The organism is Rhodoferax sp. GW821-FHT10B06, assembly GCF_059415605.1.
Genome location: NZ_JBWKNO010000022.1, coordinates 17,192 through 40,387, shown reverse-complemented (window position 1 = coordinate 40,387; position 23,196 = coordinate 17,192). Strand labels below are relative to the sequence as shown.

19 protein-coding genes and 2 pseudogenes are annotated in these 23,196 nt (G+C 54.9%); 15 read left to right on the top strand and 6 right to left on the bottom strand.

Going from position 1 to position 23,196, the window contains the following annotated elements; all coding sequences use genetic code 11:
* Positions 1-18: 18 nt before the first annotated feature.
* Positions 19-951 carry a LysR family transcriptional regulator gene (locus tag AC07O2_RS23605; protein WP_495234637.1) on the bottom strand — a complete coding sequence of 311 codons (933 nt, stop codon included), beginning with the start codon at positions 949-951 and terminating at the stop codon, positions 19-21.
* Positions 952-1,273: 322 nt separating this feature from the next.
* Between AC07O2_RS23605 and xdhA the strand changes: the two genes are divergently transcribed.
* From xdhA to AC07O2_RS23590, 3 genes are all read left to right on the top strand, one after another.
* Positions 1,274-2,743 carry a xanthine dehydrogenase small subunit gene (gene xdhA / locus AC07O2_RS23600; RefSeq protein WP_495234636.1) on the top strand — a complete coding sequence of 490 codons (1,470 nt, stop codon included), beginning with the start codon at positions 1,274-1,276 and terminating at the stop codon, positions 2,741-2,743.
* Positions 2,740-5,067: a xanthine dehydrogenase molybdopterin binding subunit gene (gene xdhB, locus AC07O2_RS23595; protein WP_495234635.1), complete on the top strand. Its 2,328-nt coding sequence runs from the start codon at positions 2,740-2,742 to the stop codon at positions 5,065-5,067. Before xdhA ends, xdhB begins: the two co-directional genes overlap by 4 nt.
* 276 nt (positions 5,068-5,343) lie before the next feature.
* Positions 5,344-6,663, top strand: a complete 1,320-nt coding sequence (locus AC07O2_RS23590; RefSeq protein WP_495234634.1) for a tyrosine-type recombinase/integrase — start codon at positions 5,344-5,346, stop codon at positions 6,661-6,663.
* Between the two features lie 10 nt (positions 6,664-6,673).
* Here the strand turns inward: AC07O2_RS23590 and AC07O2_RS23585 are convergent, their stop codons facing one another.
* A complete protein-coding gene (locus tag AC07O2_RS23585) occupies positions 6,674-7,741 on the bottom strand; it encodes a hypothetical protein (protein ID WP_495234633.1) in 1,068 nt (355 codons plus the stop codon).
* Positions 7,742-7,777: 36 nt separating this feature from the next.
* Here AC07O2_RS23585 and AC07O2_RS23580 point away from each other — a divergent pair, with 36 nt between their 5' ends.
* The 6 genes from AC07O2_RS23580 to AC07O2_RS23555 all read left to right on the top strand — a co-directional run bounded on the left by AC07O2_RS23580 (position 7,778) and on the right by AC07O2_RS23555 (position 13,421).
* Complete coding sequence (locus tag AC07O2_RS23580; protein ID WP_495234632.1) at positions 7,778-8,479, top strand: helix-turn-helix transcriptional regulator; 702 nt, start codon at positions 7,778-7,780, stop codon at positions 8,477-8,479.
* The gene (locus AC07O2_RS23575) at positions 8,472-9,407 is read left to right on the top strand and encodes a hypothetical protein (RefSeq protein WP_495234631.1); all 936 of its coding nucleotides are present in this window, start codon (positions 8,472-8,474) and stop codon (positions 9,405-9,407) included. Before AC07O2_RS23580 ends, AC07O2_RS23575 begins: the two co-directional genes overlap by 8 nt.
* Positions 9,408-9,734: 327 nt before the next feature.
* Positions 9,735-10,877: a hypothetical protein gene (locus AC07O2_RS23570; RefSeq protein ID WP_495234630.1), complete on the top strand. Its 1,143-nt coding sequence runs from the start codon at positions 9,735-9,737 to the stop codon at positions 10,875-10,877.
* Positions 10,878-11,289: 412 nt separating this feature from the next.
* Complete coding sequence (locus tag AC07O2_RS23565) at positions 11,290-11,883, top strand: hypothetical protein (RefSeq protein ID WP_495234629.1); 594 nt, start codon at positions 11,290-11,292, stop codon at positions 11,881-11,883.
* Complete coding sequence (locus AC07O2_RS23560; RefSeq protein ID WP_495234628.1) at positions 11,852-12,214, top strand: hypothetical protein; 363 nt, start codon at positions 11,852-11,854, stop codon at positions 12,212-12,214. Before AC07O2_RS23565 ends, AC07O2_RS23560 begins: the two co-directional genes overlap by 32 nt.
* The gene (locus AC07O2_RS23555; RefSeq protein WP_495234627.1) at positions 12,174-13,421 is read left to right on the top strand and encodes a hypothetical protein; all 1,248 of its coding nucleotides are present in this window, start codon (positions 12,174-12,176) and stop codon (positions 13,419-13,421) included. Before AC07O2_RS23560 ends, AC07O2_RS23555 begins: the two co-directional genes overlap by 41 nt.
* Here the strand turns inward: AC07O2_RS23555 and AC07O2_RS23550 are convergent.
* A complete protein-coding gene (locus tag AC07O2_RS23550) occupies positions 13,350-14,198 on the bottom strand; it encodes a hypothetical protein (protein WP_495234626.1) in 849 nt (282 codons plus the stop codon). The two genes, AC07O2_RS23555 and AC07O2_RS23550, sit on opposite strands and share 72 nt — an antisense overlap.
* A gap of 136 nt (positions 14,199-14,334) precedes the next feature.
* Here AC07O2_RS23550 and AC07O2_RS23545 point away from each other — a divergent pair, with 136 nt between their 5' ends.
* Together AC07O2_RS23545 and AC07O2_RS23540 are read left to right on the top strand one after the other, a co-directional pair.
* A complete protein-coding gene (locus AC07O2_RS23545; protein ID WP_495234625.1) occupies positions 14,335-15,252 on the top strand; it encodes a hypothetical protein in 918 nt (305 codons plus the stop codon).
* Entirely contained in the window at positions 15,249-16,889 is a 1,641-nt protein-coding gene (locus tag AC07O2_RS23540; protein WP_495234624.1) for an RNA-directed DNA polymerase, read from the top strand. Before AC07O2_RS23545 ends, AC07O2_RS23540 begins: the two co-directional genes overlap by 4 nt.
* Before the next feature lie 505 nt (positions 16,890-17,394).
* On the opposite strand, the gene AC07O2_RS23535 is transcribed toward AC07O2_RS23540, so the two are convergent.
* The gene (locus AC07O2_RS23535; protein ID WP_495234623.1) at positions 17,395-17,979 is read right to left on the bottom strand and encodes a TetR/AcrR family transcriptional regulator; all 585 of its coding nucleotides are present in this window, start codon (positions 17,977-17,979) and stop codon (positions 17,395-17,397) included.
* A 115-nt stretch (positions 17,980-18,094) separates the two neighbouring features.
* Between AC07O2_RS23535 and AC07O2_RS23530 the strand changes: the two genes are divergently transcribed.
* The 4 genes and pseudogenes from AC07O2_RS23530 to AC07O2_RS23515 all read left to right on the top strand — a co-directional run.
* Complete coding sequence (locus AC07O2_RS23530) at positions 18,095-18,850, top strand: SDR family oxidoreductase (RefSeq protein ID WP_495234622.1); 756 nt, start codon at positions 18,095-18,097, stop codon at positions 18,848-18,850.
* A gap of 303 nt (positions 18,851-19,153) precedes the next feature.
* Positions 19,154-19,367: pseudogene (locus AC07O2_RS23525) on the top strand (transposase); the annotation flags it as partial.
* A 201-nt stretch (positions 19,368-19,568) separates the two neighbouring features.
* Complete coding sequence (locus AC07O2_RS23520) at positions 19,569-20,426, top strand: glycosyltransferase family 2 protein (RefSeq protein WP_495234621.1); 858 nt, start codon at positions 19,569-19,571, stop codon at positions 20,424-20,426.
* An 80-nt stretch (positions 20,427-20,506) separates the two neighbouring features.
* Positions 20,507-20,728: pseudogene (locus tag AC07O2_RS23515) on the top strand (SDR family NAD-dependent epimerase/dehydratase); the annotation flags it as partial.
* Between the two features lie 181 nt (positions 20,729-20,909).
* On the opposite strand, the gene AC07O2_RS23510 reads toward AC07O2_RS23515, so the two are convergent.
* A complete protein-coding gene (locus AC07O2_RS23510; RefSeq protein WP_495234666.1) occupies positions 20,910-22,034 on the bottom strand; it encodes a glycosyltransferase family 4 protein in 1,125 nt (374 codons plus the stop codon).
* A 2-nt stretch (positions 22,035-22,036) separates the two neighbouring features.
* Positions 22,037-23,182: a glycosyltransferase family 4 protein gene (locus tag AC07O2_RS23505; RefSeq protein ID WP_495234620.1), complete on the bottom strand. Its 1,146-nt coding sequence runs from the start codon at positions 23,180-23,182 to the stop codon at positions 22,037-22,039.
* Positions 23,183-23,196: the final 14 nt, after the last annotated feature.

Here is a 23,196-nt window from a genome sequence, read left to right as displayed (position 1 = left end):
GTAATCGTACACGAGCAGCTATGCTTTTCGTAGCGACGCAGCCACCGACTTGGTCAAGGCACGCAACCACTTGCCCGAGGCAGAGGTGTGGGTGCGGGCATGCCACAGCTGGTAGTACATCATGCGCGGGAAAGCGATGGGACAAGGCAATATCTTGACCGGCAGCGTCGCCGCATAGCGCTCGCAGTACTGGCGTCCTGTGGTCAGTACCAGCAAGCTCGATGCCACCATGGCCGGGATCAACCCGAAATGCGCGCAGCGCGCGTTAATACTGCGCCGCAAACCCAGGCTGTCCAGGTGCTCGTCGATCACCCCCTTGGCCCCCGGGTACACCGGCGTGGGTGCAATGTGCTCGGCTGCCAGCCAGGTGGCCTGGTCCCAGCCACGGCGCACGGCGGGGTGGTCGGAGCTGACCAGGCTGACCACCTCGTCGCCAAACAGGCGGGCGATGTGCAGGTCTTCCGGCGGGCTGCTCCAATTGCCCACCACCACGTCCAGCTCGCCCTGGGCCAGGTGGGCGTGGTAGTCCAGCTGGCCCGACAGACTGTGGATCTCCACCGTACACAGTGGGGCCTCAGCCTTCAGACGGGCCACCAGTTGGGGCAGAAATAGCGGGTCCAAATAGTCGCTGGCAGCAATGCGGAAAGTGCTCTGGGCCGTCTTGGGCTCAAATCCGCGCACATCGCTGAACAGCACCTCGGCCGCCCGCAGGATGCTGACGCTGGGGTTGAGCATGCGCAACCCAGCGTCGGTGGGCACCATGCCAGAGCCGGAGCGCACCAAAATGGGGTCATCGGCCAAATCGCGCAGACGCTTCAAGGCGGCACTGACCGCGGGCTGGGTCATGCCCAGGCGGATGGCGGCACGGGAAACACTGCTTTCGGTGAGCACGGTATGGAGGACCCTGATGAGATGGAGGTCGATCTTGTCGAAAAGCGTCTGGTCTCTCATAGGTGCTCGTGGATGCAGGTCATATATCTTGGCGTATGTATTGTGGGGCGTGTCCAGACTAGGCTCTGAATATGCGGCCTGCCACAGGGCGTAAGTATGAACAGGTTCTTGTGCCGTTCATCCGGCTTCTCACACGCCAATCCGGCTGTGGCTGGTGAGGTTGCGGCACAGGAAATGCACAGGCATGGCGGCGACGCATTTGAAAAGCAGCGCAACCGCGCCTAGTGTTCCTTAGAACGTATTCACGTTTTTAGGCTTGCCGTATGCTGCATCCATTGACTTTGACTTATATCGTTTCAGCCCCGCTAGGACTCCACACCTTATGACAACCCACCCTCTGCGCTTCATCCGGCGTGGCCAGACCGTGACACTGAACAACGTGCCGCCCGACCGCACCCTGCTGCAGGTGCTGCGCGAAGACCTGGGCGCCATCGGCACCAAGGAAGGCTGCGGCGAAGGCGACTGCGGCGCCTGCACCGTGGTGCTGGCTGAGCCCCATAGCCATGAACATGGCAGCCTGCGCTTTCGCGCCATCAACAGCTGCATACGCCTGGCCCACTCGGTGGACGGCATGGCCTTGTGGACGGTGGAAGACCTGGCCCAGGCCAATGGCGACCTCCATCCAGTTCAGGAAGCCATGGTGCAGTGCCACGGTTCGCAGTGCGGTTTTTGCACGCCCGGCTTTGTGATGAGCCTGTTTGGCATGTACCAGAACCATGTGTGCCGCGGCCAGGGCATCAGCCGCCAGCTGGCACAAGAGGAACTCTCGGGCAATCTGTGCCGCTGCACCGGCTACCGGCCGATTTTGGACGCCGCGCAGCAAATGGCCAGCCTGCCACCGGTTCATATAGACGAATCCGCCTTGCTACAAAAATTAGAGCTACTTGCGCAGACAAAACCAGCGCTGCAGGCCGATTTTTCTTATAAATCGCCCACCACCCTGGCCGAGCTCACTGCCGCACGCGCAGCAAACCCGCAGGCCCAGATCGTGGCCGGCTGCACCGACGTAGGCCTGTGGGTCACCAAGATGCACAAGCATTTCGACAGCGTGCTGGACGTCACCCAGGTGGCCGAGTTGCGGCAGATCCAGCCACAGGCCGACGGCATCCGCATCGGCGCGGCGGTCACCCTGCAAGACGCCTTCAGCGCGCTGGTGGCCGACCGGCCGCAACTGCACAGCTTTGCCAGCCGCTTCGCCGGCCTGCCGGTACGCAACTCGGGCACGCTGGGCGGCAACGTGGCCAATGGCTCGCCGATTGGCGACTCCATGCCGCTGCTGATCGCCCTGGGTGCCAGCGTGGGCCTGGCAAGCCTTCGCGGTACGCGCAGCCTGCCGTTGGAACACCTGTACACCGGCTACCGCAGCAATGTGATGGCACCCGACGAGGTGCTGGCCTGGATCGACGTGCCCCGCCCGCAAGGCGAGCTGATGCAGGTCTACAAGATTTCCAAACGCTTCGACGACGACATTTCCGCCGTCTGCCTGGCGCTGCAACTGACGTTGAAAGATGGCCTGGTGCACACCGCTTCCATAGGCGCGGGCGGCGTGGCCGCTACCCCGGTGCGTGCGCTGCAAACCCAGGCCGCCCTGGTCGGCCAGCCCTGGAACCAGGCCACGGTGCAGGCCGCCGCCGCCGTGCTGCGCGCCGAGTTCCAGCCCATCTCCGACATGCGCGCCTCGGCCGCCTACCGCAGCGAGGTGCTGGGCAATTTGCTGCAACGATTCTGGCTGGAAAGCCAGGGCCAGACCCAGATCAATCTGGCCACCCTGGACGTGGAGGCCCTGGTATGAACGCCCCGGAAAAACTCGAAAAACTCTCTCTAACCCCGGCCGCCGCGGGCCGTAGCGTGGCCCATGAAAGCGCCCGCGCCCAGGTGGCTGGCGCCGCCCATTACGTGGACGACCTGCCCGAGGTACGCGGCACGCTGTACGCCGCGCCCATCCTGTCCAACGTGGCCCACGGCACGCTGCACAAGGTAGATACGACCGCCGCGCTAGCCATGCCCGGTGTACAAGGCGTAGTGCTGGCCGCCGATATCCCCGGCGACCCCATCCTGGCCGCATTCGCACACGACGAAGCCATTTTTGCCATCGACACGGTGCACCACATCGGCCAGGTGATAGGCCTGGTGGTCGCCGACTCGGTCATGCAGGCACGCGCCGCCGCACGCGCCGTCCAGCTCGACATCAGCCCCCTGCCCGCCCTGCTGGATGTGCGCCAGGCCCACGCCGCCAAAAGCTATGTGCTGCCGCCGGTATTTGTGCGCCGGGGCGATGCCGCAGCAGCCCTGGCCCAGGCACCCCACACCCTCAGCGGCCAGCTGGAAGTAGGTGGCCAGGAACACTTTTACCTGGAGGGCCAGGTAGCCTATGTGCTGCCCCAGGAGCAAGGCCAGTGGCTGGTGCACTCCAGCACCCAGCACCCAGGCGAAGTTCAACATTGGGTGGCCCACGCGCTGGGCATTGCCAACCACGCTGTACGGGTGGAATGCCGGCGCATGGGCGGCGGCTTTGGTGGCAAGGAAACCCAGGCCGGGCATCTAGCCGTGTGGGCCGCCGTGGCTGCACAGAAGCTGGGCCACCCCATCAAGCTGCGCCTGGACCGGGATGACGACTTCATGGTCACTGGCAAGCGCCACCCGTTTGCCTACGACTACACCGTGGGTTACGACGACCAAGGTCTTATCTGCGGCCTACAGCTGACCATGCTGGCCAATTGCGGCTTCAGTGCCGACCTCAGCGGCCCGGTGGCCGACCGCGCCGTCTTCCACGTGGACAACGCCTACTTTCTGGCCGATGTGGACATCGCCTCCTACCGCCTGAAAACCCATACCCAGAGCCATACCGCTTTCCGCGGCTTTGGCGGACCGCAGGGCGTGATCGTCATCGAAAGCATACTCAGCGAGATCGCCCGCCAGCTCCACCTGGACCCGCTGGCCGTGCGCCGCCACAACCTCTATGACGCGGCGCACACGCCCAACCCGACACGCGATACGACCCACTACCAGATGAAGGTGGAGGACAACATCCTGCACCCCATGCTGGAGCAGATAGAACAAACGTCCAGCTACCAGCAACGCCGGGCCGCGATTGCCGCCTGGAACGCTGGCAGCGCGGTGATCAAACGCGGCATCAGCATCACGCCGGTAAAGTTCGGCATCTCATTCACCGCCACGCTGTTCAACCAGGCCGGTGCACTGGTGCATGTCTACACCGATGGCAGCGTGCAGGTAAACCACGGCGGCACCGAGATGGGCCAGGGCCTGAACACCAAGGTGGCGCAAATCGTGGCCGACGAGCTGGGCATTGCATTTGAAAGCGTGCTGGCCACCGCCAGCGACACCAGCAAGGTCCCCAATGCATCGGCCACGGCCGCCTCCAGCGGCACCGATCTGAATGGCCGCGCCGCCCAGTACGCAGCCCGCAATGTGCGCGACAACCTGGCGCAGTTTGTGGCCGGGCTGGACAACTGCGGCCCAGGCGCTGTGCGTTTCAAAAGCGGTGAAATCAGCACCCCGGTGTGCAGCCGACCCTTTGCCAGCGTGGTGCAGCAGGCCTATGCCAACCGCATACAGTTGTGGAGTGACGGCTTCTACCGCACACCCAAGATCCACTACGACAAGACCACACTGACCGGGCGCCCGTTCTACTACTTTGCCTACGGCGCTGCCTGCACCGAAGTGGCCATCGACACCCTGACCGGCGAAAGCAAGGTGTTGAAGGTGGACGTGCTGTACGACGCCGGCACCAGCATCAACCCGGCCATCGATATTGGCCAGGTCGAGGGCGGCTTTATACAGGGCATGGGTTGGCTGACCACCGAGCAGTTGGTGTGGAACGACAAGGGCTATCTGAGCACCCACGCGCCCAGCACCTACAAGATCCCAGCCACCGGCGACATACCGGCGCACTTCAAGGTAGCGCTGTGGGAGCAGCCCAACTTCGAGGACAACGTCTTCGGTAGCAAGGCCGTGGGTGAACCGCCCTTCATGCTGGCCATCAGCGTTTTCGAAGCCCTCAAGGACGCTATTGCCACGGCCCGGAACGATGGCGCAGTGGTGCAGCTGGCTGCACCGGCCACGGCAGAAAATGTGCTAAAGGCCCTGGCGCATTGATCTGCAACATTCCACGCCCAACGTGGAATGCAAAAAGCCCGCTATCTTTTGGATAGCGGGCTTCTACAATTTTGGTGGGACGTGCGGGGGTCGAACCCACGACAAACGGATTAAAAGTCTGAAAAACATGGATTTCATTAGATTTCATAGAACTGGAAAAAAATCATAAGTTGTTGATTTATATAAATTTAATTCCAAAATAGTCCGTTAGTGAGTTTTGTCATCAAGAAATATTCTGGCAATATTCTGGCAACGGGCAAATAACTGGGCTTCAAATTGGCAACGAATCTGGCAACGAAAACAACTGGTCAAATTATCAATGAAGCACCGACTGGCGTCTTCAAAACGTTGACCAAAATCAGGCCCACAGGTGCGCTACAAGTTCGCAAGCAAACTGGGGGCGCAGCGGTGTTCTACTGGCGCTACAGCATGGGTTCCACCAGTGAGCGGGTGAAAATTGGAGTTTACGATTCGGCCGCAGCGCCGAAGAGCCTTACGCCCACGGAGCGTGGCCATTCATATGCAGCAGCCGTTCGTGCCGCAGAAGCTCTGGCTATTCAGCACGACACACACAAGCAAGACGGAGGCCGCCCTGCCCTTCTCGCGGCCAAGAAAAAAGAGCACGCCAAAACTGAAGAGGCGAAGACCGAGGCCGAGCATTTCACGCTTAAGAATCTGCTGATCGACTATGCAGACCATTTGGAAGCCATCGGTCGCGTCGCGCACAAAGACGTGCGCAGCATATGCAAAGTGCACATATTTGAGCCATGGCCGAAAGTGGCCGCGCTGCCTGCCAACCAAGTGACCGGGGAACAGATCGCAGACATGATGCGTCGCGCCTTGGAACTGGGCAAAGGTCGCACCGCGAACAAGCTGCGCAGCTACGTGCGCGCCGCATACCAAACAGCCAGAGCGTCGCGGTCAAAAGCTAGCGTTCCGGTGAAGTTCAAAGATTACAAGGTCACTGCAAATCCCGCCGCCGATACCGAACCAGATGAGAGCGCGAACAAAGCAGACAAGCGCCCCTTAACCAGTGCAGAATTGAGAATCTACTGGCAAGCGATCAAAACTGCGCCTGGGTTCCGTGGTGCAGTCCTTCGACTACATCTGCTGACAGGCGGGCAACGCATTCAGCAACTGGTCATGTTGCGCACGGATAACGTAATGGGCAACCTCGTCAGGCTATATGACGGTAAGGGGCGTCCCGGAAAACCACCGAGACCTCACACCGTTCCGCTGGTACCTCAAGCAGTCGTGGCCATGCTGGAATGCAAACCGCAGGGTGTCTACGCCATCAGCACCGACAAGGGCGAAACCCACTTGGCGGCAACCACGTTAAGCGCTTGGGCGGTGGAAGCGGCGCACGCGTTACCGGAATTCCAGGCCAAGCGCATCCGCTCCGGGGTGGAAACCATCCTCGCCAGCGCACGTGTCAGTTCTGAAATTCGGGGGCGCCTACAGTCTCATGGCATCGCAGGAGTGCAAGCGCGCCATTACGACGGACATGACTATATGGACGAAAAACGCCAAGCACTAGAAACATTGTTTCGGCTGCTGGATGATCCCGAAGTGAAGTCTCAGACCGACGCGGCTTAAACGTCACCGGTTAACGAGGTTTTCGCCTTACCCCGTATTCGACTGGTGCCAATTTTTTGGGACGACCACGCGGACAGCTGACAAACGCGGAAAGCGCTTTGCGCAATGTGCTGTCCGTCCCAACCAAATTCAGAGCTGGGTTGCCTTTGAGTTTACGTAGAAGCGCTAACGCAGACAACTCGCTTTGGTACTTCCGTCTTCCTTTGCCGGGCTCCGTCAGTAGACCGCGTCCGGATTTTGCTTCCTTGGCCAGCGCATTTTCCAACTGCTCCATAACGCCCGATCCGCATTGTCTTCGATACGACGCCATTGACTGACGCTTCAGCCTGGTGGGCTTCGGTTCAGCGCTACGAACTGGCAACAGGACACTGTCTGATGCGGCTGGTTGGACGCGGTCCGTACTAGCGTCACCCCCCCGTCTTCGCGGAACGATCATCAACCGCCACGCTCTTGCGAAATGCACAGACTCCGACTTCACATCACGGAGCATGAGTTCCTCTACCGTAAACCCGCTTCGCGTCTTTTGCCCTGAAAGTCTAAGTGGCTGTTTTTTTGATTGTTCGTCCCCGCTGAAAAAAACAGTGCCCTCGGTCTCGCAGTTCAGCCGCCATAAACCTAGCGCGCGGTACGCCAGGTCTTGGATTGGTATCGACAGTGAGCGCAACAACCGAATCCATAACACCGCATACATCGTATGCCGCGGTTCAAGACCCAGCTGTTCCATCCTTGCTCGGATTTTTCCAATAGCGTCCAACATGGACTCGGCATCGTCGGCCAGGTCCTCATCCTCCTTCAGTCTGGCCGGTTTCCCATGGAACGCATCCTCTACCAGCGTAAGAACCCTCTGCGTCAGATTGTTGGATGAGCCATCGTATCGCTGACGAGGCACACAGAGCCGTGCCACGGCCGTCGATCGACTCCACTCATGCGAAAAATACAGCATAGAAGTGTCCTCTTTTTTATCCTCTTCTTTTCTTTGTTCATCAGTCATTTTCATTTTTCTAAACCTCTTTTCATTCCTCCATTTAAATTCAAAAAAGGAGCCTTGTAAACCATCTACAGCTAGGGAAAAGTGCATTTCGCACAGCAACTCTTAGCGACCAAGGAGGTCCACATGGACATGGATGAAACAGTGTTGAACGCCCCACTCAAAAATGCGTTTGTCGCCACACCACAGACAGACTGGACCTATCACGGCCAAAGCAAAGCTGGTCGATGGCAGTTTAAGAATGGGGGCAATCGGTACTTCGGGGTCGGCAGATTGGTGGCCTGTAGTGATTGCGGTGAACCGGTGGCGGACGACGTACCGCCTGCTGCATCCGCGCCGGACCTTTGTCCGGGCTCGAAACGAATCGAAGGGATTTTGTGCCGCTGTGCCAAGTCGGATAAGGTCTACCAGTTCTTTGGACACCTTGACTGCGTCCAACCCCGATCGCACACGGAAACTCACTCTGATTCCGCGAATGGCACATTGTCGGAAGACTTGGCGGTTGACGTTCGCTTGCCGGAAGTCGTGCCGGCGTTAACTGAACCGACCTCGCAAGTCCAAATGACAATGTCTGTCGTCCAGAAGAAAGATGCAACCTACTTGGCTGCGATCAACCGCGTAGCTACTCAGCGTGCGGCGGGCCTGGACCCTGACGTGCGCATGGACTTCATGGCGCAGTATTTGAATGAGTCTCGTGCCAACATTTACCGCAAGATCAAGCTTGGCCAGTTCCCCGCTCCCGTAAAACGCGGTCGCGGCGCTTTCTGGCCCATGTCTTCCGTTGAGGCCTACAAAGCCGGCAAGACGCAGGAGGTCAGCCATGGTTAAGACTCATCTTCACTCGATGCTACTGCGAGCAGTGGAATTCAAACCCTCGCCTATTCCGGAGGGCCTGACCATCGTGAGCGTTCCGGCATCGCCCGGACTGCCCTTCTTGCGCCACGCCCTGACGTTCCAAGCCCGTGCAGGGCAGTCTGAACTTGGCATCCCCATGCCAAAAGTATCTAAGGTGTTGTCCCTGATTCCGGCGACTCCTCGCGCGCAGGAGCTGATTCACTTCGTAGAACAGGCATTCTGTCCGCCCAAGTCAAAATTGGCCGAACATGAGCTGCATCTAATCGGCTCCGATGCTGACTTTGACTGGACTTGCGACGAGGGCCTGAGCGCACTCCTCCCCATCATGGAAACCGCACCCGGGTGGATCATTGTGGAGTGGCGTGCGCCAACGCGGTTGACTCCCGCCATGGCCGAGGGGCTGCTGCGCATCGCCAACGCCGCCCAAGCCCGCAAGACGCGGGTCATGCTGCTGGCTGTAGGGCTGCACGATGCCGGCATGGCCCGTCTCTGTCAGGAATATCTGTTGGTCCGTGACTGCGAACCCGATCCGGATGGCGAGTGGGCATTCGTCGTCGAATGCTGGGCCTTGCTGCAACTTGGCATACTGGGAAAGGGGCGGACGATGCTCAGCATCCGCCGCAGCTCCCAGGGCATGAAGGTCCGCTCCACGCTGTTTGTTTCCGAAACTTTGCAAGTCCGCTTCATGGCCAAGCTCAGGGCTGCTGAAGAGTCCTTGGAGGTCATCGGCGTGGCGGTTGGGCTGCACAAATCCTCCGTTTCCCGCGCACTCCAGGGGCTACCGCCCTTACCTGCCGCGCCGATGACAAAAGCAGAGCGGGACCTGTGGACGGATGCTCTCCGGCACCTTCGCGCGCCCAAGCCCCGTCCGGATGAGGTTGAGCCACCGCTCGTGGAGTAGTCGTCGCAACCCATGTTGCGTGGTCGCCAGCCCAAGGCTGCAATTCACGCAACAACACCGACGTTCTTGCAGACGCCAATTTCAGATAGTGCCAACGACGGCAACTCGCCGCGATGGAAACAAGCGAGCCATGTATCTGGCAACGTGGAAGCACTGAAAAACATGCTTTTCCTGCAAACCCAATCCGATGACATGTCCTCCTAGCCATCGCGTGACGAGATTAGCCAACGACGGCACCTCCAGTCAATCACCAGCGTTGCCGCAGTGCCCACGATCACTCAAAACGCGAGACGTGTAATGCGGCACGTATTTTCAAAGGAATTCACCATGCGCCAAGCATCAAAAACATCGGCATATAAGAACAGTAAGACCAGTAGTGAAGTGAAGATCATTCAGCGAGATGGAGGACAGAAGCAATACCACCAGAAGCTGAAGCAGAACCACCTCATCAAGAAACCCACCGATGCAGCCGCCCTATACGGCGCTGCGCCCGTTGTTGGAACCATGGCGATCGACAAACTGATCCTGGACCTGCCTGTGTACCTGCATGAGCTCGACACTGTGCTGGATCGGGCGAAGCAACTCAAGCGCCATCGCCTGCTTGTCAGGGGCAGCACCAAGGGCACGTTCTTTAAGCATGCCTTCGTGCTAAAACTCAAGAGTGGTGCAGTGGTGCGCTTTCACCTCGTGCCGAACATCCCCGACAAGGGAGCACCGATGCAGATGGTGCTGAACCCAAACCAGATGGAAGACGGCGACAGCGACCTGATCATCGAGGTGTTTAGGAAGCTGTTTCCGTTGGATGCCAAGGAAATGGCGGCTGCCATGCTAATCCGTCGTATCGACGTTTGCATGCGACTCGGACTTCCGATTGATGACTTGATCATCGACTTGAAGGGTGCCATGTCCGGCACCAAGGTCTTTGTAATGACCAACCGCCAAGGCCGCCAGCAATCTGTATACGTGGGCAGTGTGGAATCCGCGCATCATGGTGTCGCCTACGACCAGATCGCTAGTGACCAGTACAAACGACTGGTAGGCGAAAAAGCCAGCCGTACGGCCATGCGTGAGGATGCAGAGCTGGTACTAGAGCTGGAGCGTAAGACCGGGCGTACCCAACTGGAGAGCCGCCGCGTATTCAATAAGCCCGTGACGCTGGCCCAGTTGGCAGAGATAAAAACGCCCTTTGGGGGCTATCGCATCATGCAGATCAAGATGGGCAAGAAGAAATTTGACCCAGCATTCTGCGGCTACCTTGATAGCGTTCGCCTGCGTGGCATGCATGGCACCCGCCAACACTGGCAGGATTTGTGCGGCAGCGTAACCACGGTGAAAGACCAAATTGCCAATTGGGAAGCGCAACTCGGAAAGATGGTGGTGGAATGGTGGAGGCCAGAGCATTACAGCGCATCGCTGCTTGAGACACTGCAAAAGACACCGGCATGGAAGTTTTTAAGCGTTATGAAATAGTCTGGACCGGATCGACCGGAACGTGCTTTAGAGCGCATTTCGGCCAGCGTGGCACTATCGGTAGAACCATGCTTCCAAGTACGCGTGGTGGCTGTTCTGGCGGCTGCAAACGCATAGCCGACCATAGTTTTGACCACTCCGACAGCGGTTTTCGCCATCCAGACTGAGCGGCGTCCAACAGCGTCTCGCACGTGTGGACTTGCGTTACAAAGAACTGTAACCGTCGGGAAAAATAGAATTGGCAAAACGCTCTGCCCACATACGTCCGACGCGCCTCGCAAGATACTCCCCCCTGAGGGACAACACAACAACGCAAGCTCAAGGCTTAGTACCTGTTGCCATGCGATCAGCAATTTGCACATCGTCCAGATTTGACGTATATTCACCGAACTCAGTGAATTAAATGATGCAAATGTATCCCACCTTCTTTCTGCTACCCGCGACGTTGCTCGACGAAGGTGTCATGTGGGCCGGCGAAACTGCTGGTAAAAAGATCCTAGCCGAATTGATCGCCCGAGTTCCTAAGCTTGAGGAAGACTTTGTGATCGTTGATCTACAGGGGGTAGCCATGATCACGGCCAGCGCATTTAGAGCATCCCTTCGGGGGCTACGGGAATACATTGGCGGCACGTTTCACAAGCCCACGGTGTTTGCAAATGCAGAGCCCGAAACGATTGAAGAAGCAGAGATCGTTGCCGGCAAGTACGGCGACGTTTACCTTTTCGCGGAGCGGCAAGCAACAGCTGTCCGTAATTTCCGGCTGGTTGGCGAACTTGACCCGACTTTGCTCGATACCTTGAATCTGCTTGCACTCCATAACGAGTGCGATGCGAAAACCTTGTTTGACCTTCGGCAAAAACCCGGCGTGACTGCTTGGCATAACCGCCTGACGGACCTCTCTGATAAAGGGTTGGTCACAGTCAGAAACGAAGGGCGATCGAAAAAGTTTCGTTCACTTCTGCAAGAGGTTTCTCATGGGCATCGAGTTTATTCGGGCGACGTCTAAATCCCATCAAAAGGCGTGGCAGCGGGAAACCGCCCTCGCCTCTGACGACTTGTTCACCGCGGCAAATGCACCTACGTTTGTCAGTCGGGTCTTGCTGGCCGATAGCCTAGTGGACATTAGCAGGCTCAATCCAGACACGGTTCTGCTACTGAAGTCTGAGGGTGATCGTATTGATTGCTTCCTGAACGAAAACTTAGTGGCGGAGATCGAAGGTCCCACGGCCGCCCTGCTTGCGTCCGAGATTGTCGATCAACCTCACAGATACTTCAGTGCCGTGATAGAGGAACGGCATGTGGAAGCGAAAAAAATCCACGTCCGCGTTGTGGAGTAAGGCGACCATGCTGTCAAATAATCGCCCACAGATTCCCATCAAAGCGATCCAGCACAAGGAAAGTGCATCCATGCTTCTTGGCTGCGATTCCTGCCATATGAAGCAAAATTGTGGCGGGTTACAGCTTGAGGGTGCTATCGCGCATTGCATCGATTTATGCAATTGCGCCAACCCTGAAGCCTGCGACATCGTTTGCAGCAAAGCGCCTCAGCGTTTCGTAAAACGCCTTACCGAAGTGGGTGGCTTTGGCCTCGACGGCATCGACCTCACCGCTGCGCCTCCATGGCCAGAATTGCCAGAATGGGTACCTGTCATAGAGAAGCCGATGCCTGAAGTCGATTTCTCCCAAGTCATGTACGCAGCACTTCCAATCAATAGCGTCTGCAAGCGAACACCGGACGGTTTGGTTGCACTTACCGCAAGTGAGATTGTCCAAAAGTTTGGCGGAACGCCACAGGCGGGGTGGGTACTCAGTGGCGTCGATCATGATTTCCGGATCGAGCAAATTTGGAAACTTGGACATGCTGCTCGCAGCAAACTCTTTGCTGCGTTTCGTACTGCTGGAATCATCGCCGTCACGTCACCGAACTTCAGTTTGATGGCGGACGTACCCCGCGCAGATAATCTGCATGCCCGCAAACGGATTGGCATAGTCTGGGGCGAAATGAATGCTGCAGGCCTGCCTGCAGCCCTTCATTTAAACGCTCGTACCGACGCCGATTTCGATTTCTACAGTGCATTGCTAACAAAAGCAGGCGGTAATGTTGTTGCTTTTGAGTTTGCTACTGGCACAGCAGGTCATGATTCCATTGACCGATACCTTGCAAGACTCAAGCGTTTTGCGGCCACCATCCCTTGGCCGCTACACATATTGGTTCGAGGAGGAGTTCATCGTTACAAGGAACTTCTGCAGATTTTTGCAAGCGTGGTTCAACTCGACACAAATCCACATATGAAGGCACGTAAGCGCCAAACTTTGACCCCTTCGTCCAGCGTCCGAGGACATCGCTGGGTAACCGACCCGAATGTCGCCGAATTGCCCGTTGGAAAGGTTTTCGCTATCACTTCGGATCAGTGTCACCGCCTTGATCAGCTTGCGCGTATGCCGAAACCGATCTTCACAGTTGCGCCACCGTCAAGGGTTAGGGTCCGCAACACGGACTTGAGCGCAAACGACGAAACCGGCCAGCTGGGCTTTGGTTTTTAAGGTCGCGCGATACTCACTGCCCCCTGCTGGACTCAAGTCCATTGCAACGTCGTCAGATCGGACCCTGATCGCTGCATCAAATTTACGGAGCGCGCGCAGTAGCGTGCTAAAGCCGGCCCCCCTTCCGGGCTCTAAAAAGCGCGAATGACCGCGTAACACTGCTTGCTCCATCAGAGCAGCGGCAGACTTAGAACCAAACGAGCCACGCGTTGCTGCGTAGGCTTTGGACAAGCCCCAACCGCTATCGGCAACGCCAAACGAAATAGATTGGTTGGAGAACACCTCATAACCACAAAACCCCGAGCTAGGCCTACCACTGTGCTGCCAAATGTTGTCGTGCATTTCGCTGAACGCACCTGCCAAAGCCATTGCTGCGGTTGTCTCAATTCCTGCCAACGCAAGATTTTTACGGAATTCAAGCAGATATGAATTGATCCGGTCAGGCTCAAGGGCGGGATCAGAGGCTCGAAAAAACTGCGCCACCCCGTGACCATGTAGGCTGATCTTTGCCTCATTCCGCATACCTTCAGCCAGTTGGGCATCCAATGTCAGAGCGCTTCCAACGCCACCCCGTCTCCAAACCCGCGCCAGTGGAAGCAACTCCAAAGCACCTATAACGGTGGACACTGGCGAATATGAACGTAGATTGAACGCGTGTTTGCCCTGAAATGCCAGGGCTGCGCTTTCGATATGATGCAACGCCAGTGCTGCCGCTCCGCTGAATCCTGCAATGGAATTGGATACGTCAGGAGACGAAGAGTCGGCACTTTTGCTCATCGGCTGCAGTATTACCTAACTCTTGCAACCGTTCTACCAATTTGTTCGCCACTACCTTCCTGCGCTAAGTGAAACACAAGGGTGCGGCCCTCCATGCCCTCTGGCGCATAGTGCAGAAAATTAAAACAGACGATTCATGAAAAATATGCCTTTAGCTAGTGGATTTACAAAAGATGCGGCCATGAAAATAGTTGATCTAACTGTATCTACACACCAAACTCTTTGCGAGACGTTGGGGATATTTAATCAGTACGATCAAGTGCAAAAGGCTGGAGGTCATATTGGCGGCAAGGGTGACAAGGAGAGCCAGGATCATTTTCTCGCTCGATTTTTAAATAGTGCGGCACGAACGCAATTGCCTCTCGTCTCGCAGGATGAGCCGCTCACCCCCATAAACGATCAAATAATCGCGCAACTGTTATCTGGAGAGATTTATGTTGTTGACATTGCCGCGGGCAACGGTGCTGGCGTGATTTCAATGCTTAATACCATTACAAAGCAACGAATGGAAAACAATCTTCCTAAAGATCTGTTGGATGTTCGTATACATGCCATTGATTTCTCAAAGATGTCTCTTTCTTACTATGAGCAGCAACTACAGATACTTCGAGTCCGCTATGCTAGCGTTGGAATTGAAGTTTTCTTCCATTCGTATCATGTAGATATAACGGATGATATGGCCCTTGAGAATGGCATCTCAAGCATTAAGAATTCGATTGATAGCGATCCGAGGTTTCTTCTGGTTTGTTCTGCCATATCTGGTGTATCAAAGAAGGTTTTCAAGGAAAGTTTTAGTTCATCCTATAAATTTATTGCCAAATCATTCAGAGGTGCCAATAGTTCATTTCTTTGGGTTGAGCCGCTGCATAAAGGTCGCTGGGTGAAGGATGAGGCTCAAGCTATATCTTTTGCACTGGACGAAGGTAAGGCTGGCGAACTACCGAAGGAAATGTGCGAAGCGAGCATGAGTTTTTTCTGGATTGATCCTCATCTGAAAGTAGAAGAACCAATATCGACTGGGGCCGATTACTACTTGTTGGAGCTCGCTGCATGAAGAGCTATGTACTGACTAGACCAGTTAACGCCCTCAAGAAGCTCTATGCTCCGTCGTATCTAGGTGCGAAGATTCGCGCATCCATTAATACGCCAACACTAGCGAGAATTACCGAGATTTCAATTGAAAAACGACTGAATTCATCAGAGAGATGGGCGTACAAGAATTTTCAGGTTTTTAAAGCCATTGGTGAAAATGGGATGGAATACAGGGATTATTTGGCACCAAGCCCAATAACATCTACCGCAGAAGCTTTTATATTAAATAAGTTGGGCGCTGAGCTTGCCAAGTGTCGCTCCTCTCGTGTGTATAGCTACATTTTGAATGAGCAAGAGGGGAATCATAACTATTACCACTATCTGATTGGCTATGAGGGTAGAAACAGAGAAATACTGGAAGCATTGGATGAAAACGAAGAGTATGTAGCGATTTTTCTTGACGTTAAGAATTTCTATGCATCCGTTGATACTGGAAGACTCGAGCGCCTTCTAGTGGAGGATACCGTCTTTGGACGGGGCGAAAACTACTTTGCTCTTAATTTTGCTATAAATCAGCTTAAGAGTTCACCGGCTGGAATACCGATTGGCACGGAGTTGTCGCATGTGCTGGCTGATATTTATCTAAAATCTCTTGATGAGCAGCTTTCAAAAGAGCATGGCAAAAAATATTTTAGATATGTTGACGACCTCACAATTGTTTGTAAGATTGAGGACGTTGATCGGCATGAGAGACGTGTCGAGGAGTTTCTGCTTGATATTGGTCTTGAGCTGAATGAAAAAAAGAGAGAGGTTCTGTCTCGCACAGAATGGGCTGATGCAATGAATACGGCTCCAGTTGAAGGTCAGGATTTTTATGACTACTGTTTCAAGGTTGGCGATTGGATGGCCGGAAACAGGGAGAAGGTAAGTTGGCTAGATACTGAGCTGCGCAATGAGGGTTTTCAGATGCCTCTCAGTAAAATATCCGCCTGGAAGGCGCGTGCATCCGAAACTGGCGCTTCCCTTTTAAGTGAGAAGGAAATTATTCAAGGTCTGCTGAATGTACGAATGAAGTACTCTTCTGCTCTTGAGGGGATTGCGGAGGGCCTCTCCAAGAACTCTAGTCGTTGGTACCTTCAGAAAACGAAGCGAGCCATCAATCCTTTGTTCTATCTTCTCAATATAGAAAGCTACAGTTCTATCATTGATGCGGCAAAAGAAAGCACGGCATTGAAGTCTCAGGAAGAGGTTTCTCGAGCAATGAAGGCGGATGATTGCACGCGGTTAATCCGTTACCCAGGTGTGGCTGTAAGCTCGTTCTGCGAAATATGGAAATCTACCCACGCGGAAGGAGTGCGGATTGGGCAGTATCCACAAAGATTGAGCGGCACTGTTGAAATCGAGGCGGCGACAACTTTGGCTCTCTTTGAGGTTATGGAGCCTCACTCTGATCTTATTCAAAGTCCACTGTGGAAGGCCTTGAAGCCTGAGGTTTCCTCGAGAGGGGATGGTTTGCCAAATTTTGAAGCAGAGATTGAAGCAATCCGAATCGGAATTTCTTCTGAGCATCAGCGGGAGTTATTGGGCAGCCGGCTTTCACCAGAGGAGGATTTGAGTCTCAGTGCACTTGATTTGGGAAGCCAGTCGATTTCGCCTTAGACGTGATTTTGCATGGAAGAATTTTGGCAACATTGCCTTGCCGTATGTCCTCCGCTGCTGCTCAACCTAAGCCAGCGCGTGCATCACGAATCGCGCGGCCCCATTCCTGCCAGCGGTCACCGCCGCTGCGCTGATGCAGAATCAAGAAGGCCTGGCCGTTGCTCGCGGAGCCCTGGCACAGGATAGACCGCGTGGCTACCAGGTCAGCCCTCTCCTGTGACGTCGCCTGTGGCTAGAAGCATTGCGTCAAGCTGTGCATCCCACTCCACCCGGAAATCAGAGAGCGCGAAGGTGATGCTCGGCGCGCCATGGCACCAACGTCCGCATTAGGCTGACTGCCGACATTCGACCACGACTGTCGAATGCCGCCTCCTGCTCAAAGCTGACTTTGTCAGCGACTTGCTGCGAAAGGCGCATTCACCTCGGTTGTAGACATGCTGGTGGAGCAGTGAAGTGCAGTGCGTTACGTGCCGCACTTCCCAGTGCACAGCGCACTGGCGGGCCTCTACTTCGGAACCGCAGCGACCCGCACCGGCGCACCGGCACACAATCCTTCCATGATGAAGTCTATGAGCCAAGTAAGTCGCGGTTGCCACTCGTCATTGAAATCGATCTGCCAAATACCAGCAGTTGCCAGGAAGAAGTCGTCCGTGGTGACGCCGGCGCGGATGGTTCCAGCTTTCTCATTTGCGTCGAGCAGCAATTGGGCCGCAGCGATCACAGGAGCATAGCCCGACTTTCCCTGGTAGTCCCGCATGAACGACATCTCGCGAACTGCATTGGCCAAACCCGCCTTGGTCATGGCGTACTCGGCAAGGCGATTCATCCACTCCCGCAATGCTTGGTCGGGAGAGCGAGTCTTAAGCAGATGTTCTGCAAATTCTGTGACTTGCAACATCTCATGGCGATATACCTCCATGACCAACGCCTCCCGCGTCGGGAAGTGCCGATAGAAGGTTCCCTGTCCAACGCCAGCTTTTTTGGCAATTGCGCTCAGCGGCACTTCTGCTGAACGGATCAACTCCGCAAGTGCGACCGTCAGGATGCGTTCGCGGTTCTTCAACGCGTCAGAGCGCTTGGGGCTATCCACACCTTCTCCATTTCATGGGGTTAAATTGACAAACGGACAATTGTCCGATACGCTTCATAAAAACGGATGGTTGTCCGTTTTTAATTTTATCCTCTTCATCCATCAGGAGAAACCCATGAAGACCACTGGCAACACGATTCTCATCACCGGTTCTACATCCGGCATAGGCCTTGGCCTGGCGCTGCGCTTTCACCAAGCTGGTAACAAGGTCATCGTCGCGGGAAGACGAAAGGCGCTGCTTCAGCAGATCACGACCGATCATCCAGGCATCGAAGCTATCGAACTAGATGTTGCGGACGCCAAATCCATCATTCAGGCAAGCGAGCTGGTAGCCGCGCGTTACCCCGACTTGAATGTCGTTATCAACAACGCCGGCATCATGGTGCGCGAAAATGTTTTGGAGCCTGATTCACTGAAGGTTGCGGAAGAGTCCGTCGCGATCAATCTTCTGGGCACCATTCGTATGACCTATGCGTTCCTGCCGCAACTCGCTCGGAAAAACGATAGCGTCATCATCAATGTCAGTTCCGCCTTGGCGTTTGTTCCGTTTCCCATCGCCATGACCTATAGCGCCACCAAGGCGGCCGTCCATGCGTTCACCGAAGGCTTGCGCGTTCAACTCGCCGACACGTCCGTACGCGTGATTGAGTTGGCACCCCCTGGCGTGCGCACCACGTTGTTCGGTCAGGAAAGTGACGAACAGTCCATGCCCCTGGAAGACTTCCTTGATGAGGCGCTCGCTCTTTTACATGGCGAACCCACGCCTAAGGAAATCATCGTGGAACGCGCCAAATTTCTCCGCACTGCCGAGGCTACTGGCAACTACGACAACGTCTTTGGAATGCTTTCCACATGGAAGGCCCCAGACTAAGCGTTCAAACAGCGAATGTGTCTGTCGCACTTTCGCCTGGGCAGTTGTTGGGGTGCAATGGTGCAGCCTAACGGCGATACGGGATCGGATAGCACCCCGATATAGAGCGACGTAGACCTGCTGGACCAACAGTTGCAGACGTATGCTGCGAAGCAGAGGTGGGTAGCCCACTTCACCTACTTCTGGACGGCAAAAGGCTAGCTGCACGCCGCTGCGGCGCTCGATCTGAGCCTGCGCCGCATTGTTGGCCAGTCAATTGTTGATTTCCACGCAAACCCGACCCACCCTCTTTGCAAGCCTGTGCGACTCACGAAGCCGACGGCAGTGGACTTGTACAAGGTGTTTTGTGCGGTGCTGTACCTGCTAAGAACACGTTGCCAGTGGCGCTTCTTGCCCAGCGATTTTCCCCAAGTAGTGCACCGTACATTCCTACTTTGCCAAGTGGAGTGAGCCCGACGAGCACGGCGTTAGCATGCGGAAGCGGGCTTTTAAAAAATCAGGTTCGAGTGACCCGCAATAGACTGAGGCGCAGCGCATTATCAACATTAATGATCGCGGGCGTGCAGATTAGGGACGCATTGGGTAACTTTGATGAACATAAATATAATCCGATGGCATTTCAAGCACTGAAGCCAGAGTTCAAGAGGCCGCCGTCGATAAATTTCCAGATGGTTTTGGAACTGCAAATCAATTTACTTTATGCTTCAACACATCCATCGTGAACTCCACTTCAGAGAGTGAACATGGCGATTTACGTCGATGGTTGATTGACGACTTCCCCCCCCCAAAAAAAACACCTCCCGTCACCTCATCATGGCCAAGATATTTAAAAATGTTTTTTTATGATTATGGAAAATCATTAAGCATGCAGAGACAACCCTCCTTACCCAAGCTAACCATTATAATCCCCTGTTACAACGAAAAAAATACAATTCGCAGCATCATCGAAGCAGTGTGGGCCACTCCCTTCGCTCGTAAGGAAATTATCGTTGTCGATGATTTCTCAAGTGACGGCACCAGGGCCATACTTGAAAATGAGCTTGCCGACAGAATTGATAGGCTTGTTTTGCAGGAATCCAATCAGGGAAAGGGCGCTGCGCTTAGGGCGGGCATAAAGCTGGCAACTGGCGACATTGTGATAATTCAGGATGCCGATCTTGAATACGATCCTCAAGAATATCCGATATTAGTCGAGCCGATTTTGGCCGGCAAAGCTGATGTTGTGTTTAGCTCCCGATTTATGAGCGGAAATCCTCATCGGGTAATCTATTTCTGGCACCGCGTAGGTAACGGTTTTCTCACCTTGTTATCCAATATATTTACGAATCTGAATCTAACCGACATGGAATCATGTTATAAGGTTTTCAGACGAGAGATAATCCAATCTATCCGTATCGAGGAGAATCGATTTGGATTCGAACCAGAGATCACGGCTAAATTAGCCAAGATGCACTGCCGCATATATGAGGTCGGAATTTCATATTTTGGAAGAACCTATGAAGAGGGGAAGAAAATAGGATGGCGGGATGGGGTTAGAGCTATTTATTGCATAGTAAAATACAATGTTTTTCGCTAATGTTTATTTAGCCTGTCATTGCAGTCAATTTTAAGGCTCATGAAGAATAAGGCAAGGTAAATGGCCACAAAGTCCCTGGAATGAAAATACACATCCTAGTCACTAGTGATGCCGGATTTCTTGGCTCTCATCTTTATGTGCCGCTGGTCTCGCAAGGATGCAATGTGTTTTGTGTTGATAATTTTTATACGGATTAACGGTCCAACATCGCCCATCTGCTGAACCGGGGAAATTTTGAAAGACTAAGACATGACGTCACGTTTCCACTCCATGTGGAAGTGGATGAAATCTACAATCTAAGCCGAAGCAGAGACAGCCGGATATCTCGCTAGCCAGGCAGCTCCTTGACTGGAAACCTGAGTTGTCACTGGACGACGGGTTGATCAAAACCATTGCGTATTTTGATCACCTGTTGATGCAAATTAGATAAAAATTCTGCAATTCAAGTTGGCATTGAAGAGATGACGATGGAGAGGCAAGGCGTCATGCTTTCGTATTTTGTTGTGCCAAATTTTCGTACAAGGCTGCATAGGATTTCACCATTTTCGCTGCGGTGAAATGTTGCCAATACCGGGCTTCTGCCAACTTTCCCATCGCCGTCGCTTGCTCTGGGTGCTCCCACAAAAAACGCATTGCAGAGCCTAATGCATTCGGATTTCCAGGTGGAACCACTAGTCCGGTGTCATTGGCAATGTTGACGTAGGTTGTTCCGGTGCCGATCTCGCTGGAAATCATGGGTTTCCCAAACATTGCCCCTTCGAGCAGAGAGATGCCAAAGGCCTCGGAGCGTAGATGCGAAGGGAATACCACGGCGAGACACATAGTAAGCAAGGCAACCTTGTCCTCCTCTGGCAGGAATCCGAGAAAGTGGATATTTTTTAAACCAAGCTGCTCGGCTTTGGCCTTCAGCTCCCTCTCGATTGGACCTGCGCCGACGATTGCCACGGGGTAGGCGTTGCCTTTGGCAGCATCCAGCAAAAGATGTAGTCCCTTGTAGTAACGCAATACGCCGACAAACAGGAAGAATTTCGTTCCCAGCCGCCCTTGCCAGTAGCTCAGACGTTGCGCAGATGCGGGAGGGTAGGCGGCCTTGTCGATGCCGATCGGGATGACACTGACCTTTTCGGCAAACCTCGTCAGCACATCACTGGTAGCTAGGTAATTCGGTGAAGTGGCGACGATGTGGTCGACGCTGGCGAGAAACCGCTGCTTCAACGGCCGATAAAGCTTGAGCAAATGCTTCTGTCGGATGATGTCGGAATGATAGGTAACGATGCAGGGCTTCGTGCCCCTTGTTGCAAAGTGAACCAGATCCATGAACGGCCATGGAAAATGATAGTGAATGACATCGGCTTTTGCCGCCAATTGGGCAAATTTCCGAAAAGCGGCCAGCGAGAAATCGGTCGAGGCAATCTGCAGGTGCCGCCGGACACGATGGGCAGTGTAACCGTCGAGCTCAATGCTGCTGGCTGTGTGTTCAGACGTTAGTGACAGGACATCGGTGGTGATGCCGTGGTCATTACCGCCCTTGGCGAGTTGATTGATCACCTGCTCGGTGCCCCCCATCGAATCCGGAAAGGCAGTCTTGTAGAAATGCAGGACACGCAAACTCAAGATGCGTTTTCCGTTCTGACAAGAGAGCGATAGACCTCGATCGTTTGCTCGGCGCAACGCGCCCAGGTGAATTGGCTGGCACGTTCCCTGGCGCGCTCGGCCAGGCTTGATCGCAACGAATTGTCGTCGGCGAGTTGAAGCATCATTTGCGCAAGTGAAAATTCATCATGCGGGTCGACCAGCAGCCCGGCATCCCCCACGACTTCAGGTAGCGACGAGTTATTGGCGCAGATGACAGGCACGCCGCAAGCCATTGCTTCCAGTGGCGGCAGGCCAAAGCCTTCGTAGATCGACGGATATACGAGCGCAGTAGCCCCCGCCATCAGCGTCGCCAGATCGGGGCGCGACAGGTAGCCCAGTTGCCTCAGTTGGCCGGTACTCTCCAACTGCCGCATCTGTTTCTCCAGTGCCGACATATGCCAGCCTTTCATTCCGATCAACACCAGTGGGAAATGTTGACGTGTGGCGGCAGAAAGCTTCTGATAGGCGAGCAAAGCGGCCTTCAGATTCTTGCGTGGTTCGAGGGTGCCGACGGCCAGGAAGTAGCGTCCGTGGATCAATCCATGACGTTTCAATAACGAATAGGTGTCGGCAGGCGGTATAGGGGTGAATAGTGCCTCGACACCGAGCGGAATCGCCGAGATACGCTCGGGGGCAACGCCCATGACGTCGACCAGTTCCTGTTTGACGAAGGTTGAATCGGTAATGATCGCATCGGCCTGGGCCAGGCCTGCGGCAAAATAACGGTTCATCGCCTTGACACGTTCGGCCGGGTGCGCCTCGGGATGTCGTATCCACGACAGATCATGAACAGTCACCACCGTCCTTCCGTTGAAGCGCAGGGGAATGATGTTCGGATCGTGGTAGACATCAAAGTGGCAACGCTTGGCATGCTGACCGAAGCTGATGTTCTGGACGAGGCGCCTCAATTGGTACGAATAGGGTAAATGGCGGCGCAGCCAGGGCAGAGATTTCGCAATCGGAGACGGACGTGCGTGCAGTTGCCTGTCCCAGAAAGCACCATAGAAAAAGTGGGACTCAATGTTCTGGAGCTTCAGCAACTCCTCCGCCAGATGCAGGCTGTAATGCCCAATCCCGGTCAATGGACTGAGCAGCGCCGTGGCGTTGAACGCTAGGCGCATGGCTGCTTGATGTC

Bases quoted from the DNA above. Each gene is read 5' to 3' on its own strand.
- AC07O2_RS23505 (WP_495234620.1), bottom strand. From the start codon at position 23,182: ATGCGCCTAGCGTTCAACGCCACGGCGCTGCTCAGTCCATTGACCGGG.
- AC07O2_RS23550 (WP_495234626.1), bottom strand. From the start codon at position 14,198: ATGAGCAAAAGTGCCGACTCTTCGTCTCCTGACGTATCCAATTCCATT.
- AC07O2_RS23605 (WP_495234637.1), bottom strand. From the start codon at position 951: ATGAGAGACCAGACGCTTTTCGACAAGATCGACCTCCATCTCATCAGG.
- AC07O2_RS23575 (WP_495234631.1), top strand. From the start codon at position 8,472: ATGGTTAAGACTCATCTTCACTCGATGCTACTGCGAGCAGTGGAATTC.
- AC07O2_RS23530 (WP_495234622.1), top strand. From the start codon at position 18,095: ATGAAGACCACTGGCAACACGATTCTCATCACCGGTTCTACATCCGGC.
- xdhA (WP_495234636.1), top strand. From the start codon at position 1,274: ATGACAACCCACCCTCTGCGCTTCATCCGGCGTGGCCAGACCGTGACA.
- AC07O2_RS23545 (WP_495234625.1), top strand. From the start codon at position 14,335: ATGAAAAATATGCCTTTAGCTAGTGGATTTACAAAAGATGCGGCCATG.
- xdhB (WP_495234635.1), top strand. From the start codon at position 2,740: ATGAACGCCCCGGAAAAACTCGAAAAACTCTCTCTAACCCCGGCCGCC.
- AC07O2_RS23565 (WP_495234629.1), top strand. From the start codon at position 11,290: ATGTATCCCACCTTCTTTCTGCTACCCGCGACGTTGCTCGACGAAGGT.
- AC07O2_RS23555 (WP_495234627.1), top strand. From the start codon at position 12,174: ATGTGGAAGCGAAAAAAATCCACGTCCGCGTTGTGGAGTAAGGCGACC.
- AC07O2_RS23570 (WP_495234630.1), top strand. From the start codon at position 9,735: ATGCGCCAAGCATCAAAAACATCGGCATATAAGAACAGTAAGACCAGT.
- AC07O2_RS23585 (WP_495234633.1), bottom strand. From the start codon at position 7,741: ATGCACTTTTCCCTAGCTGTAGATGGTTTACAAGGCTCCTTTTTTGAA.
- AC07O2_RS23580 (WP_495234632.1), top strand. From the start codon at position 7,778: ATGGACATGGATGAAACAGTGTTGAACGCCCCACTCAAAAATGCGTTT.
- AC07O2_RS23540 (WP_495234624.1), top strand. From the start codon at position 15,249: ATGAAGAGCTATGTACTGACTAGACCAGTTAACGCCCTCAAGAAGCTC.
- AC07O2_RS23560 (WP_495234628.1), top strand. From the start codon at position 11,852: ATGGGCATCGAGTTTATTCGGGCGACGTCTAAATCCCATCAAAAGGCG.